The sequence below is a fragment of the Streptomyces sp. NPDC044061 genome (assembly GCF_056434305.1).
In genome coordinates this window covers 331,737-345,285 of sequence record NZ_JBWKFL010000004.1, presented here as the reverse complement: position 1 = coordinate 345,285, position 13,549 = coordinate 331,737, and the positions used below count along the sequence as shown (strand labels likewise).

12 protein-coding genes and 1 pseudogene are annotated in these 13,549 nt (G+C 67.5%); 4 read left to right on the top strand and 9 right to left on the bottom strand.

The features are described 5' to 3' along the window. Positions 1–12 precede the first annotated feature (12 nt). Positions 13–1,326: a DUF445 domain-containing protein gene (locus AC07CM_RS08780; protein WP_478875621.1), complete on the bottom strand. Its 1,314-nt coding sequence runs from the start codon at positions 1,324–1,326 to the stop codon at positions 13–15. 196 nt (positions 1,327–1,522) lie between these two features. Between AC07CM_RS08780 and AC07CM_RS08775 the strand changes: the two genes are divergently transcribed. Further along, entirely contained in the window at positions 1,523–2,857 is a 1,335-nt protein-coding gene (locus AC07CM_RS08775) for an SGNH/GDSL hydrolase family protein (protein WP_478875620.1), read from the top strand. 32 nt (positions 2,858–2,889) lie between these two features. Here the strand turns inward: AC07CM_RS08775 and AC07CM_RS08770 are convergent, their stop codons facing one another. Further along, positions 2,890–3,339: a hypothetical protein gene (locus AC07CM_RS08770; protein WP_478875619.1), complete on the bottom strand. Its 450-nt coding sequence runs from the start codon at positions 3,337–3,339 to the stop codon at positions 2,890–2,892. 161 nt (positions 3,340–3,500) lie between these two features. On the opposite strand from AC07CM_RS08770, the gene AC07CM_RS08765 reads away from it, so the two are divergent. Continuing rightward, complete coding sequence (locus AC07CM_RS08765) at positions 3,501–4,463, top strand: GlxA family transcriptional regulator (RefSeq protein ID WP_478875618.1); 963 nt, start codon at positions 3,501–3,503, stop codon at positions 4,461–4,463. A 27-nt stretch (positions 4,464–4,490) separates the two neighbouring features. On the opposite strand, the gene AC07CM_RS08760 is transcribed toward AC07CM_RS08765, so the two are convergent. Next, a complete protein-coding gene (locus AC07CM_RS08760) occupies positions 4,491–4,796 on the bottom strand; it encodes a hypothetical protein (protein WP_478875617.1) in 306 nt (101 codons plus the stop codon). A gap of 191 nt (positions 4,797–4,987) precedes the next feature. Between AC07CM_RS08760 and AC07CM_RS08755 the strand changes: the two genes are divergently transcribed. Further along, positions 4,988–5,476, top strand: coding sequence for a DUF2267 domain-containing protein (locus AC07CM_RS08755; RefSeq protein ID WP_478875616.1), 489 nt, complete (start codon positions 4,988–4,990; stop codon positions 5,474–5,476). A 128-nt stretch (positions 5,477–5,604) separates the two neighbouring features. Here the strand turns inward: AC07CM_RS08755 and AC07CM_RS08750 are convergent, their stop codons facing one another. The 5 genes and pseudogenes from AC07CM_RS08750 to AC07CM_RS08730 form a co-directional block, all read right to left on the bottom strand. Further along, positions 5,605–6,147, bottom strand: coding sequence for an MOSC domain-containing protein (locus AC07CM_RS08750; protein WP_478875615.1), 543 nt, complete (start codon positions 6,145–6,147; stop codon positions 5,605–5,607). A 214-nt stretch (positions 6,148–6,361) separates the two neighbouring features. Next, the gene (locus AC07CM_RS08745) at positions 6,362–7,549 is read right to left on the bottom strand and encodes a TIGR03118 family protein (RefSeq protein WP_478875614.1); all 1,188 of its coding nucleotides are present in this window, start codon (positions 7,547–7,549) and stop codon (positions 6,362–6,364) included. A 357-nt stretch (positions 7,550–7,906) separates the two neighbouring features. Continuing rightward, positions 7,907–8,377: pseudogene (locus AC07CM_RS08740) on the bottom strand (DUF5753 domain-containing protein); the annotation flags it as partial. A gap of 73 nt (positions 8,378–8,450) precedes the next feature. Next, positions 8,451–8,666, bottom strand: a complete 216-nt coding sequence (locus tag AC07CM_RS08735; protein ID WP_478875613.1) for a DUF397 domain-containing protein — start codon at positions 8,664–8,666, stop codon at positions 8,451–8,453. After that, positions 8,666–9,511 (bottom strand): helix-turn-helix domain-containing protein, encoded by an 846-nt coding sequence (locus AC07CM_RS08730; protein WP_478875612.1) that lies wholly within the window; start codon positions 9,509–9,511, stop codon positions 8,666–8,668. The genes AC07CM_RS08735 and AC07CM_RS08730 overlap by 1 nt, the downstream gene beginning before the upstream one ends. Positions 9,512–9,756: 245 nt before the next feature. Here AC07CM_RS08730 and AC07CM_RS08725 point away from each other — a divergent pair, with 245 nt between their 5' ends. After that, complete coding sequence (locus AC07CM_RS08725) at positions 9,757–10,401, top strand: ATP-binding protein (RefSeq protein WP_478875611.1); 645 nt, start codon at positions 9,757–9,759, stop codon at positions 10,399–10,401. Here the strand turns inward: AC07CM_RS08725 and AC07CM_RS08720 are convergent. Next, positions 10,398–13,547, bottom strand: a complete 3,150-nt coding sequence (locus AC07CM_RS08720) for a DEAD/DEAH box helicase (protein ID WP_478875610.1) — start codon at positions 13,545–13,547, stop codon at positions 10,398–10,400. The genes AC07CM_RS08725 and AC07CM_RS08720 overlap by 4 nt on opposite strands. Positions 13,548–13,549: the final 2 nt, after the last annotated feature.

Below are 13,549 nucleotides of genomic sequence, written 5' to 3'. Positions count from 1 at the left end.
GGTCCGGTGCGGTTAGGCCCCGAGGCCGTGCGAGACGACGTAGATGAGCAGGCCGGCCAGTGAGCCGACGACCGTGCCGTTGATCCGGATGAACTGCAGGTCTCGGCCGATGTGGGCCTCGATCTTGCGGGTGGTGTGCTCGGCGTCCCAGCCGGCCACCGTGTCGGTGATCAGGGAGGTGATCTCCTTGCGGTAGGTGGTCACGACGTGCACGGCCGCGCCCTCGACCCAGCTGTCGACCTTCTCCTGGACCTTGGGCTCGCTCGCCATGCGTGACCCGAGGGAGAGCAGGGCGGCGCGTACGCGCAGCCGCAGCTCGCTGCGCTCGTCCTCGGCGGCCGCGACGATCATGGATCGTACGGCGGTCCAGGCGGAGGCGATCAGGTCCTGTACCTCGCCGCGGCCGAGCACCTCGCCCTTGAGCCGCTCGACCCGGGCGCGGGTGTCCGTGTCGGACTGCAGGTCGGAGGCGAAGTCGGTGAGGAAGCGGTCGAGGGCGCCGCGGGCGGGGTGGGAGGGCATGTCCCGTATCTCGGCGCAGAAGCGCAGCAGCTCCTTGTAGACGCGCTCGCCGACCTTCTTGTCCACGAATCGCGGGGTCCAGCCGGGTGCGCCCCCCTCGACGGCGACCATCACGTCGCCGCGGTGCAGCACGAGCCAGTCGTGGGCGCGGGAGACGACCAGGTCGACCACGCGTTTGTGCCCGCCGTCGGCCACGACCTTCTCCAGCATCTTGCCGATGCCGGGCGCGATCTCCTGGGCGTCGGCCCGCCGGGTGATCGCCTCTCCGACGACCGCCTGCACGTCGGAGTCGCGCAGGACGGTCAGGGCTCCTCTGAGGGCGGTGGCCAGCTCGGCCGTGACGCGGTCGGCGTGTTCCGGTTCGGCCAGCCAGGCGCCGAGCCGGCTGCCGATGCCGACGGAGCGCAGCCGCTGCCGTACGACGTCCTGGGAGAGGAAGTTCTCGCCGACGAACTCGCCGAGGGAGACGCCGAGCTGGTCCTTCTTGGTCGGGATGATCGCGGTGTGCGGGATGGGCAGTCCGAGCGGGTGCCGGAAGAGGGCGGTGACCGCGAACCAGTCGGCGAGCGCGCCGACCATGCCGGCTTCGGCGGCCGCCGCCACATAGCGCGTCCATGGCCCCGCGCCCTCGTGCGAGGCCCAGGTGGCCAGCACGTAGACGACCGCCACGAACAGCAGCATGCCGGTCGCCGTCAGCTTCATGCGCCGCACCCCGCGCCGGCGTTCCTCGTCGGCCGGGGTGAACGCGGTCATGGTCCGGTACGACGTCGTCCGGCTCGGTGTTTCCGTCTCCGTACGTTCCATCAGCTCCACCCGTTCGGTGATCCCGCACACAATTGTCCCTTCCTGACCGACTCCCGGAACGGAACAGGAGTTCCCGGCGTCTGTCTCACCGGGGGTTTGCGGCAGGTCCCTGTCAGCTCTCCCGAGCCCATGACGCATCATGGACTCTCCGGATCGGAGCCTTGGGCTCCCATCTCTCGAGGAGAACAACAAAAGCGTGACCAAGCGTCATGGTTATGCCGTCCTGAGTGCGCTCGTCGCACTGGTCGTGGTTCTGTCCGCCGTCATTTACCTCACGGTGGCCGCCGACGACGGCACCCCCCGCAGCACCTTCGCGGACAACCGTCCGCACCGCGACTCCTCCGTCGCTCCCGCCTCCACCGGCACCTGGGTCGGCTCCTGGTCCACGGCGCCCGTGGGCGGCGAGCCGGGCACCGAGACCGGCGGCCTGGCCGGGCGCTCCGTGCGCAACGTCGTGCACGCGAGCACCGGAGGGACGAGTGCCCGCATCACGCTGTCCAATCTCTACGGCCAGTCCGCGCTGACCATCGCGCACGCCTCGCTCGCCCTGGCGGCCGGCGACGGCACGGCGGCGGCCGACGCGCAGACGATGCGGCGCCTCACCTTCAACGGCGGCACCAGTGTGGTCATCCCGCCCGGCGGCCAGGTGCTCAGCGACGCCGTCCGCCTCGGCATCCCGCACGACACGGACGTCCTGGTCACCACCTACTCGCGCATCCCGTCCGGCCCGGTGACCTACCACCCGCACGCGCGGCAGGTGTCGTACGTCGCCGAGGGCGACCGCACCGAGGACGCGACCGGCATGCCGTACACCGAACAGACGGCGTACTGGCGCTATCTGACGGCCCTTGACGTCCTCAGCAACGAGGCCACCGGCACGGTCGTCGTCTTCGGGGACTCCATCACCGACGGCATAACCTCCGCCGTCGGCGCCAACCGCCGGTGGACCGACGTCCTCGCCGGGCGCCTGCGCACGGCCGTCGAGAGCGGCGACGCCCTGCCCCGCTACGGCATCGTCAACGAGGGCATCAGCGGCAACCAGGTCCTCGCCGACGGCCTCGGCCGCCCGGCCGAGAACCAGAGCGGGCTCGGCCGGTTCGGCCGGGACGTGCTCTCCCGGACCGACGTCAAGGTCGTGGTCGTCGACCTCGGCATCAACGACATCCTGCGCAACCCGAAGCTGGCCGACCCGAACCGGATCGCCGACGGTCTGCGCACCCTGGTCCGCCAGGCCCACGCCCGCGGTCTGAAGGTCGTGGGCGCCACCCTCATGCCGTTCAGGGGCCACCGCGGCTGGACCCCGGCACGGGAGGCGGTGCGTCAGCAGGTCAACGCCCAGATCCGGGCGGGCCGGGTGTACGACGCCGTCGTCGACTTCGACAGGGCCCTCAGGGACCCGTACGAGCCCCGACGCCTGCGCCCCGACTACGACTCGGGCGACCACCTGCACCCCAGCGACCTGGGCTTCGCCAGGATGGGTGAGGTCTTCGACCTGACGGCGCTGAAGGGTGCGGGGCAGGCGGAGCTGTAAAGCACCCGCGTACAGGGGTCGATGACGGTGGCTCAGGCTCCGGTCGTCGACCCCGGCCGTACGATCATCAGGATCGTCACGGCCGCCCACAGCAGGTTGAACATCCCGGTGAACATGGCCAGCCGCACGGTCGTCCCGCGCGTGCCGCCGCCCTCCACGAGCGCGGTCTGGGCCGGCAGCACCAGCGCGCCGAGCACCAGCGCGGCGAGGGCGGTCAGGGCGATGGACACGATCAGCCAGGCGCTGCCGAGCACGCCCATGTCGCTCGCGGTGGCGAACCCGAACACCGGGACGACGACGCCGACGACCGCGTACACGCGGCACGTCCGGTGCAGCAGCCCCAGGGTCTGCGCGGCCCGGGTGTCGTCCGGGGCGGCCAGCACCCTGCGTGCGGCGGGCGGGAACATGCTGGCGGCGACGGTGACGGGCCCGATGGCGACGATCGCGGCGAGTACGTGGACGGCGAGGAGGAACTTGGTCACGCAGGGACGCTATGCGGGCGGCGGTTCCCGCAGAAGTGGCGTGATTGCCACCACTCGACGGATTCCCGCCAGCCCGTCTCTCCTCGCACAACAGGGGTCTCGGGCAGTCCAGCCAGGCTGCGTGGCTTGGCGTCAATCCGTCGCACGACTAGATTCCTGCCATGCACACCGTGGCCGTCCTGGCGCTGGACCAGGTGATCCCGTTCGACCTGTCCGTCCCGATCGACACCTTCGGCTGGGCCCGGCTGCCGGACGGCCGCCCCGCCTACCGGGTGCGGGTCTGCTCCCCGGCGGGTGAGGTCAGCGCGGGGGCATTCACGGTCCGGGCGCCGTACGGTCTGGAGGCGCTGACGGACGCGGACACGATCATCCTGCCGGGCGTCGCCGACCCGACCGCGCCACTGCCGCCGGGCGTCGCGGAGGCGGTGCGCGCGGCGGCGGCGAAGGGCACGCGCGTCGCGTCGATCTGCGTGGGCGCGTTCGTCCTCGCGGCCACCGGCCTGCTGGACGGCCTGCGGGCGACGACCCACTGGCACGCGGCCGGAGCCCTCGCGGAGATGTACCCCGGGATCACCGTCGACCCGAACGTCCTCTACGTCGACAACGGCCAGTTCCTCACCTCGGCGGGCGCCGCCGCGGCCATGGACATGTGTCTGCACATGATCCGCAAGGACCACGGCTCGGCGGTCGCCGCGCACACGGCCCGGATGTCCGTGATGCCGCTGGAACGGGAGGGCGGGCAGGCCCAGTTCATCGTCCACGATCTGCCCCCGGCGCCCGCCGGCGCGACTCTGGAGCCCCTCCTGGCCTGGCTGGAGGACCACTGCGAGCGCGACCTCACCCTGGAGGAGATCGCGGCCCGGGCCCGCATGAGCAGCCGTACTCTCAACCGCCGCTTCCGCGAACAGACCGGCACGACACCGCTGCAGTGGCTGCACCGGGCGCGGGTGCGGCGGGCGCAGTACCTGCTGGAGACGACGCCGTACCCGGTGGAGCGGATCGCCGCCCAGGCGGGCTTCGGCTCCCCGACGGCCTTCAGGGAGCGTTTCCGCCGGGTGGTGGGGACGAGCCCGCAGGCGTACCGGAGGGCGTTCCGGGCGAGGGGCTCGGTAGGGGTGTCGTAGGGCGCTGTCGGCCCCGCCGTCGGCCGGTCAGCCCTGGTGCCGGTCGGCGACGGCCCAGGAGGCGAGGGCCACCGCGCCGGCGACACCGAGGACCGAGGGCCAGGCGCCGACCTTCTTGGCCAGCGGGTGGGACCCGGCGAACGCGGCTACATAGGCGGCGGTGAGCACGCCGGCGGCCTTCCCGCCCGCCTGCTTGCGCCACTGCTGAGCGGCGGCGGCACCGGCGACGGCCAGAACGGCCCCGCCGAGCTGCCGCTTCTTGGTCCAGCGTGCGACGCCGTAACCACCGACGAGCCCGGTCGCGGCGACCACCGCGCTGGGAACCCTGGCCATGACTGCCTCCTTGTGCGTCTCTTCTCGGGTCTGAGGCTAACGCGCAGGCGGGACCCCTCCCCGAACCTGAGTCCAGGCTTGTCAGGTTTCCCACCCGGCCGCACATTGGCCGAACTCCACCCCATGTCCGAGGCATTACGGGGTACCGGGCGTCCGGTGTTCCGCAGCGTCCCGGAGGAGGAGCCAGCGCGATGACCGTGACGACCCCGCAGCAGAGATCCACGATCCCCACCCCGTCCCCGCGCCCTCGCATACCCGAGGCGGCCGAGGACGCCGGCTGGCCGGAGCTGACGGAGGCGGTGCGCGAGGCGGGCCAGTACCCGACGAGGGCGGAGGCGGAACGAATCACCCGTATCGTCCTGTCAGCTCTGGGCGCGCACGTCATCGGCGACGAACGAGTGGCCCTGGTTCAGTCCCTCCCCCGGGAGGCCGGCAAGCTGGTCGCATCCCAGATCCCCGTGACCGTCCCCCTCACGGCTCGTGAGTTCGTCGAGTCGGTGGCGACCCGCATCGAGGGCTCGACGCCCGCGACGGCCCGCTGGGACGTCAGCTCGGTGCTCAGCGTCCTGGCGGACGGCCTCGGCGACCCCCTGACCACCCGACTCCTGACCCAACTCCCACCCGGTTACGCCCTCCTGTTCGGCCGAGCGGACCTGGCACCGACGGCATCGCCGGCATAGTCCTCCGGACTCGGGGCGCCGCACAACCGCCCGGCGGCGCCCACCGCCACGAGACCTACTGGAGCTCTTCCCCGGCCCCGCGACGGCCCTCCTCGGACCGGGTGCCTCCCTCGGACCCGGCGCCTCCCTCAGACCCGCTCAAGCGCCCGATGCGGCGCGTCCGGCAGCTCTACGGCGATCCCATCACCGGGCCGCACAAGGCCACCCACCCGCACGACACCCATGACACCGGCCTTGTACCGGACGCGCCCGTCCTCGCCGCGCCCGACGACCTCCTTCAGCAGCCCGCGCTGGAAGTTGTCGATCTGAGCACAGGGATTGCGCAGCCCGGTCACCTCGACGACGGCCTCGTCCCCGATCCGCAGCACCGTTCCCGTGGGCAGTCCGAGCAGATCGATGCCGCGGGTGGTGATGTTCTCGCCGAGCTCCCCGGCACCGACCCGGAAACCGTGCTCCCTTGCTTCCTCGAACAGCTCCTCATGAATGAGGTGGACCTGCCGCAGATTGGGCTGAGTCGGATCCTGAGCAACCCGAGACCGATGCTTGACGGTCACCCCCGCGTGCACGTCCCCTTCGACCCCGAGCCCGGCGAGCAACGTGATGCTCTCCCGGTTGTGCTTGGTGAAGGAGTACTCCCCGTTACTGCTGACGGCAGTGACAGTCCCGCCCATGTCGCAACCCCCGCTTCCGCTTGTCCGCTCTCGGTCCCAAGATCAGCCGAGAGCCTAACCCGCCCCGACGCGGCCCTGATGGCGGTAGGCCGGGGGCGGGTGCTCGGCCGACGACTGAATCCGCCGGCCGAGCACCCGCAGGTACGGCGACGCGGTACTCCTCGCCCTACCCCTCGCCCTGGTTCGTGCTCTGTTTCTCGTCCTACTTCTCGTCCTACTTCGCGGCGCGGAGAGTGCCGAGGAGCCCGTTGTTCTCGTCGTTGATGCCCGCCGCGAACCAGACGCTGTTCCGGCCGCCCGACTTGTCGGTGCCGCGCTGGAGCCCCCAGAGTCCCGGGATCACGATCGGGTGCCCGTTGCGGTCCCGAAGGGTTCCCTCGAAGTGGCCGGTCCGCAGGTCGAAGACGTTGATCCTGCCGTCTCCGAAGTTGCCGACGAGCAGGTCACCGGAGAACTTCCCGAACTTCTCGGGCGCCGTCTCCAGACCCCAGGGCGAGTTGAGCACGCCGTGGCTCGCGAAGCGCTTGAGCAGCTTGCCCTCGGTGCTGAACACGTCGATGAAGCCGTTGCCGGGACCGGCGACGTCGTCCTCCTTGCCGGCGTCCTGCTTGGCGTAGGTCACGAAGACCCGGTCGCCGATCAGCTTGACGTCGAACGGTGCGAAGCCGCCCGGGATGTTCGGGTCCTGGAATCGGCTGTCCGGCGGCAGGAGGTGGAACTTCTTGTCGAAGCTGTCGATGCGCGCGTCACGGAAGTTCGCGATCAGCAGACGCGGCTCGCGGCACTTACCCCCCTTGTTGCAGTCCTCTCCGTACTCCTTCTTGCCCGGCACGAGCGCCAGGCCCTTGAAGATGGCGTTCTCGCCGTCACTGTTCTCGTGTGCCACCCGTACGGCGCTCGTCGGGTTCACGTCCTTGTTGAAGGCGAAGATGTCACCGTCCTCCCCCGCGAAGAGGTAGCGGGCGACCCCGGACTTCCCCGACCCGGGGTCGGTGAAGCGGAAGGCGTCGGTGTCGTTGCGTACGACCCCGGTCGGGGCGCCGCCCTCGGGGATCGACACGACCTGGGAGAGGATGTTCACCGGCTGGTTGTCCCGAGCGCCCGAGTACTTCGTGGCCAGGTTCGAGCCGTTGTCCGAGACGAAGATGTTGCCGGCGGGCGTACGGACCAGACCCCAGGGGTTGACCAGGTTCGGGTCGGTCTTCTCCGCCCGGCCCGGGATGTCGGACACCAGGTCGCGCTCCCGGAACCCGTGATCGGCCCTGCGCGGTGAGCCCGCGGCCCCCGCCGGCGTCGCGGCGACGAGCGCGCCGAGCGTGCCGAGCGTGCCGAGGGCGAGCGTGACCGTGGTCAGCCGCTGCAGGCTGGGGCGGGGTCTGCGGGTGGGTGCCTGTGATGCCATGCGGATTACTCCTGTTCAAGTACGAGCGAACAGAAAGAAGTAATCTCATGCGACCGTAAATACACACATAAGCGACACGCAGGCCCCGTGATCGTTGGACGGAATTTGACGCTGCCGTCCACCGGCAACCGAGAGCCCCGGTGAACGGCCACGACTGGACCTTGACCTGGACCGGGCCTCTGGCGGTCGCGGCCGACCTGGCGGCCTGGACGTCAGAGGCGATCCGCCGCCGGCGTGACGGCGGGGTGCGGGAGAGGGCATGCCCGGCAGGCATCGTCACGCGCGCACATCGTCGTAGAGATCCTCTTCCTCGAATGGCTCTGCCTGCCCGGCAGCCGCCCGCTTCTCCCGCTCCTTGAGGACGACGAAGCTTCCCAGCGCGGCGGCATGGGCTCCCTTGGAGAAGGGCAGCACTTGGAGCGTGATGTGGGGCTACTCGTTGACTTCGAGTAGTTGCTCGAGCTGCTCCTTCATGATCTGAGGTGACCCGACGACGCGGCGGATCACGGACTCGTCGAGGATGGCCAACAGGCGCGGTGGCTTCGGGCGGGTGAGGATCTCCTGCCGCTTCATACGGATATCGACCAGGCGCTCGATCCCGGCATGCTCCAGAGGTACTTCGTTGGCCTTCTGCAGTGCTGTGCTGTAGGCGCGCGCCTGCAAGAGGCCAGGGACGTAGACGCTGGAGAAGTGGCTCTCGCGCACTGCTTCGTCCTCAGGGGTGAGCAACAGGTTCACGCTCTCGGGAATGGAGTCTGCGAAGGAGTTCCACCAGCCTTGCTACTTGGCATTCTTCGCTAGCCCAGTGTGGACAGCTCTGTGTTCTGACCTCTCTGTGGCCCGTCGGTCGCCGACGAGCAGGCCGAGTCGCTGAGGCTGTGGGCGAGCCCGACATGGAGATTCATGCACCGTCTCTTGTCTCGGTGCTTCCTGCACCATGGGCGACCGCCCAAATGAAGAACTCCCAAGCCTCGCCTCCGAGTCCGATAGTTGGTCCGTTCTGCTTCGAGTCGCGTATGTGCATGCCTTCAGAGGTATGCGCACACTCCACGCACTCCGTTCCGCTGCCACCGCTATAAGATGACTTGAACCACCGCAGTTGTGACGATGCTGTCATCAAAGCTCCTTGTTGATCCGGTCGATGAGCTCGGCTGAGGACTCGAAATCGAGCGCCTGGGCGCTTAGGTACTCGAACGCCAACCTATAACGTTCGAGTTCCTGGGGCTTCTCCATGAAGAGGCCTCCACCGATGAGGTCTACGTACACCACGTCCAGCTCTGGAGCTTGCCCGCGCAGAACAGCGAAGCTGCCGACGGTAGCCGCGTGCGCGCCGCAGGCGAACGGCAGCACTTGGAGGGTGACATGCGGCCGCTCGGAGATGGTGAGCAGATGGTCCAGTTGCTGTCGCATGACCTCTCGGCCGCCCACCAGCCGTCGGAGAGCTGCCTCGTCGATCACACACCAGAGATGCGGTGGTTGCTCGCGATCCAGCAACTCCTGGCGCCTCATGCGGATGTCGACCATGTGCTGGACCTCACGCTCCGTGCAATGCACTTCCGAGGCTCGGTGGACGACTTCGGCATATGCGCGCGTCTGAAGTAGGCCAGGGACATACATGCAGGCGTAGTGGTCCTCGCGTACAACCTCGTCTTCGAGCGTGAGCATGAGGTTCATGGACTCGGGGATGGGGTCCGCGAGGGAGCGCCACCATCCCTGGATCTTGGCGCCCTTGGCTAGCTCGACCAGCGCCAGACGTTCCTCATCCGGAGCACCGTACTCGCGGCAAAGAGCGTCGATGGCTGGCCACTTCACAGCCCCTTCCTTCGTCTCGTAGCGACTGAGCGTCGCCTTCGAGATCCCGACGCGAGCCCCCGCCTCCTCCAGGGTCAGCCCTTTCAGCTCCCGGAGTCGACGAAGGTCGGCTCCCAATTGACGCCGCCGAGTGGTGGGTCCAACTGCCATGCCTGCGACCCTTTCTGTCGATGCGCTAGATCGTCCTCGACCTCTTGAGGAGACGGCAAGGTGGTGTGCGCCGGGGCGTGTTGGGTGTCGCCGCGCTCCACTTGCCCAGTTATGAGAGTTCCATTTTGAGAGTTTCACTGCAACTGTAGGTGACCGGTAGGCCACTGGGCGCACGGAGCGTCATGGGTAGCGTGAGCGAGAGAGCGGGGCATGTCATGGACTGCACCAGTTGTATGGCACCTACGGTGTGGGAACTGCCGTTCCTGGCTCGAGCGGAAGAAGTCGGCGCACTTCGGCGCGTTCTGCGGCATCAACTGGAACTGTGGGGGTTGCCGGAACTGAGTGAATCCGCTCAACTGTGCGTCAGTGAGCTGGTCGCCAATGTCATCAAGCACGTGGGCCCTGGCACTCCTGCCACGCTTGCAGCCAGTCTGAGCGGTAGCCGCCTGCGGCTCGCAGTCCAGGACCCCGACCCCCGCGTCCTTCCGGTTCTGGCTGACACGAACTCGGACGCTGAGGCGGGGCGGGGCATGATGCTCATCGACGCTATTGCCGACCGTTGGGGTGTCGATCTCACGGCCGGCCGCAAGGCGACATGGTGTGAGCTCCGCACCGAACTAGCGACGGCAGACGTACACCCCGCAGACCTCCGCACAGGGCGGGTCGCCAGGGTGCTTGGGCTCTATGCCGACGTGCCGAAGCCGTCAACCAGCTCCCAGCTAAGTCGACTGGGGGCAGCGGTGGCGGAGGAGATGGCGATCAGGGTGATCGCCGATCTCCTGCACTGGCTCGGCTCCTACGGACGGGACTCTGACGACGTGCTCGACCGAGCCCAGGCCCACTTCGAGGCCGAGACCCGTTTACCGACGGCGGGCCCTTGCCAGGGTTAGCCCGCTGTGATGGCCGAGTACGTCCATACGTCGGCCGGTAGTTCGTGCTGTAGGCGCCAGGTGATGGCCATCGGCTTGCTCCCGGTGTGGCCCTCGTACGTGGTGGGGCCGAGGAGCATCCAAGGCTGGGACTTGCCGATGTCGGAGTTCTTGTAGCGTCGCATGAACAGCAGGACGTGGCTTCCGCGATCCCTGTGTTGTTGGTAGCGCAGGCCGGTACGGGAGTCGGAGGCCGTCGAGTTCTGGGACTCCCAGTGGAAGAGCGTCGGGCTCAACGCATAGTCCTTGTACCGGATGGTGGGCGAGAAGTCCTTCTCGTTCTTTTCCAGCGTGATGAGAAGAGCGTCCGTTTGCAACTCCTCAACCCACTGCACGCCCTGCGCGAAAGAACGGGGCATCTGCCCACCGAAGCGGGCCACACCCAGGGCGGCGAGGATTTCGGAGCGGTTGTAGGACCCGTGCGCCTTCAGTGGGATCTGGCTGAGGCGGCCAGACAGCGGGATGGGGAAGTGGTCGGCCTGCTCGATGACGTGCGAGATCAATTGTCTCAGCTCGTCGCGGAAGATCCGCTGGTCACGCAGCGATTCCAGGCCGTCCTGGAAGCTGGTGAAGCCGCCCGCGTTGTCCCACAGATTGAAGAACAGCATGCGAGCGTACGACTGATCGGTGGGGCCCAGTTCCTCGTAGGGCGGAGCGTCGTCTTGGAGGAGGCGCAGGTAGGCGCCCGCACGCTCCGGGTCATCTACGTGGAGGAAGGCGTGGACCCGCTTGAGTAGTGCGGCTTCTCCGGGGTACGCGGGTTCGTCGACCAGCCCGGCGCGGCGCAGGACTGTCGTCCAGGAGTTGTCGCTTTTGTACAGCTCCCTGATCTCACGACGGCTCTCCCGAAGGTAATCGGCGAGGCGGGGGGTGCCGTAGGAACTGACCTCCTTCACCAGAGTCTTCACCGTGGCTGCCAGCTGAGTCCGGATGTTGCTGACGACGAGGTCTTTCGACTTGCCCTCGAGGATGATCTGGCAGCCGGACGGCAACTGGGGGAAGTCGTGCTCGATGTGGTCGAGGAGTCGGTTGCGCGACAGATTGGTCAGGGCCCGGAACTGTTCCTCGAAGCGGAACTCGGCCCGATGCTGTCCGATGAAGTCGAGGACGGTGAGTACGGGCTTTGTTTCGGTTCGCCTCAGGCCACGGCCCAACTGCTGGAGGAAGACGGTGGCGCTGTTGGTGGGGCGGAGGAGGAGCAGGGTGTCGACGTCAGGGATGTCGAGCCCCTCGTTGAACAGGTCGACAGAGAAGATCACCTGGAGCTTCCCGTCACGAAGGTCGGACAGTGCCTGAGATCGGACGTCAGAAGGTGAGTCACTGTCGAGCGCCACCGCCTCGAATCCGGCTTCTCGGAAGAAGTCCGCCATGAAGTGGGCGTGTGCCTTGGTGACGCAGAAACCCAGCGCCCGCATGGCGCCCGGGTTGGAGACCTTGTCCCGGATCTGCTTCACCACGATCCGGGCGCGCGCCTGGTTGCCCGTGAAGAGGTTGCCGAGGTCCTGGTCGGCGTACGAACCTTTCTGCCATCCAAGATTCGTCAGATCCGTGCCGTCTGGGACTCCGAAATAGTGGAAGGGGCAGAGCAGGTCGTTTTCCAGGGCTTCCCAGAGCCGTATCTCGGCAGCGATTCGGCCCTCGAAGAACTCGTCCTGGACGTTGAGCCCGTCCATCCGCTCGGGCGTAGCCGTCAGGCCTAGCAGCTCATGCGGAGCGAAGTGATCGATGACCCGCCGATAGGTAGTAGCCGTGGCGTGATGGAATTCGTCGATGACGATGACGTCGAAGTGCTCGGAGGCCAGCTGCTCAAGACGCTGAACGTTGAGCGATTGGACGCTGGCGAAGACGTGGTTCCACTCGCGGGGATCCTGCCCCGCATGCAGCAGCTCCCCGAAGGACGCATCGTCGAGCACCTCCCGGTAGGTACGCAGAGACTGCTTCAAGATCTCCTTGCGATGGGCCACGAACAGCAGCCTCGGTCGGCCGTCACCGGACTTGCCGCACAGGCTGCGGTAGTCCAGCGCGGCCATCACCGTCTTCCCGGTTCCGGTCGCGGCCACCAGAAGGTTTCGGTGCCGCCCACGAAGCTCCCGCTCGACGGTGAGCCGCTCCAGCATGTCCCGCTGATGGGGGTAAGGGCGCACCTCCAGGCCAGAAAGACTGATCTTCAGGTCTGTGCCGGACCTGGTGCCACTCGCCTGGGCCAGAGCTTCATCGAGGCGTTCACCGTGGAGGTCGGGGTCGTACGTCTCGAAGGCAGTGTCGTTCCAGTACGCGTCGAAGGTGGCCTCGAACTTGTTCAGTACGGCAGGTGTCGCGACGGACGACAGGCGTACGTTCCATTCCAGGCCGTCTAGAAGTGCCGCCTTGGAGAGGTTCGAGCTGCCGACGTATGCGGTGTCAAAGCCCGTCTCGCGCCTGAACAGCCAGGCTTTGGCATGTAGTCGAGTCGAACGGATCTCATAATTGACCTTGACGGTGGCACCAAAGTCCCGGACCAGACGGTCGAGCGCGTGGCGATCGGTGGCGCCCATGTAGGTGGTCGTGATGACACGGATTGGCACGCCCTTTTCCTTCGCGGCGCGCAGCGAGTCTTCCAGGACGCGTATGCCGTGCCACTTCACGAAGGCACAGAGCAGATCGATACGGTCCGCCGTGGCCAGCTCAGCCCTGAGTTCGGCACCGAGACTGAGATCCTCCGGGGAGTTGGTGATGAGCGATGTCTCAGATAGGGGCGTCAGAGGACGCAGGGCATACACACCTGCTGCCTCCTGCCGGGCGAGAGTCAGAAGCTGCCGGGGTCCCTCGACAATGGTGTTGACGGCTTCGGCATCGCTGGATTCAGGAACACTGGTTGCGGCCAGTGCGTGCAGGACGTCGTTCGCGACCTTGACTCGCTCCTCGGCCGGAAGTTGGCTCAACCTTTGACCGACAGCTTCACCGATGTAGCGAGCCAGGACATGGGGAGCGGACTCCGAGCTGACCTCGGCGGCGATGGCTTTCCAGCCGGAGGCCTCGAATCGCTGCAATTCGTCACGTACGTCACGCGTGATCAGCTTCTCGTAGACACCTGGGATCGGCTTTGAAAGACCCCTCGGTTCTGCCACTG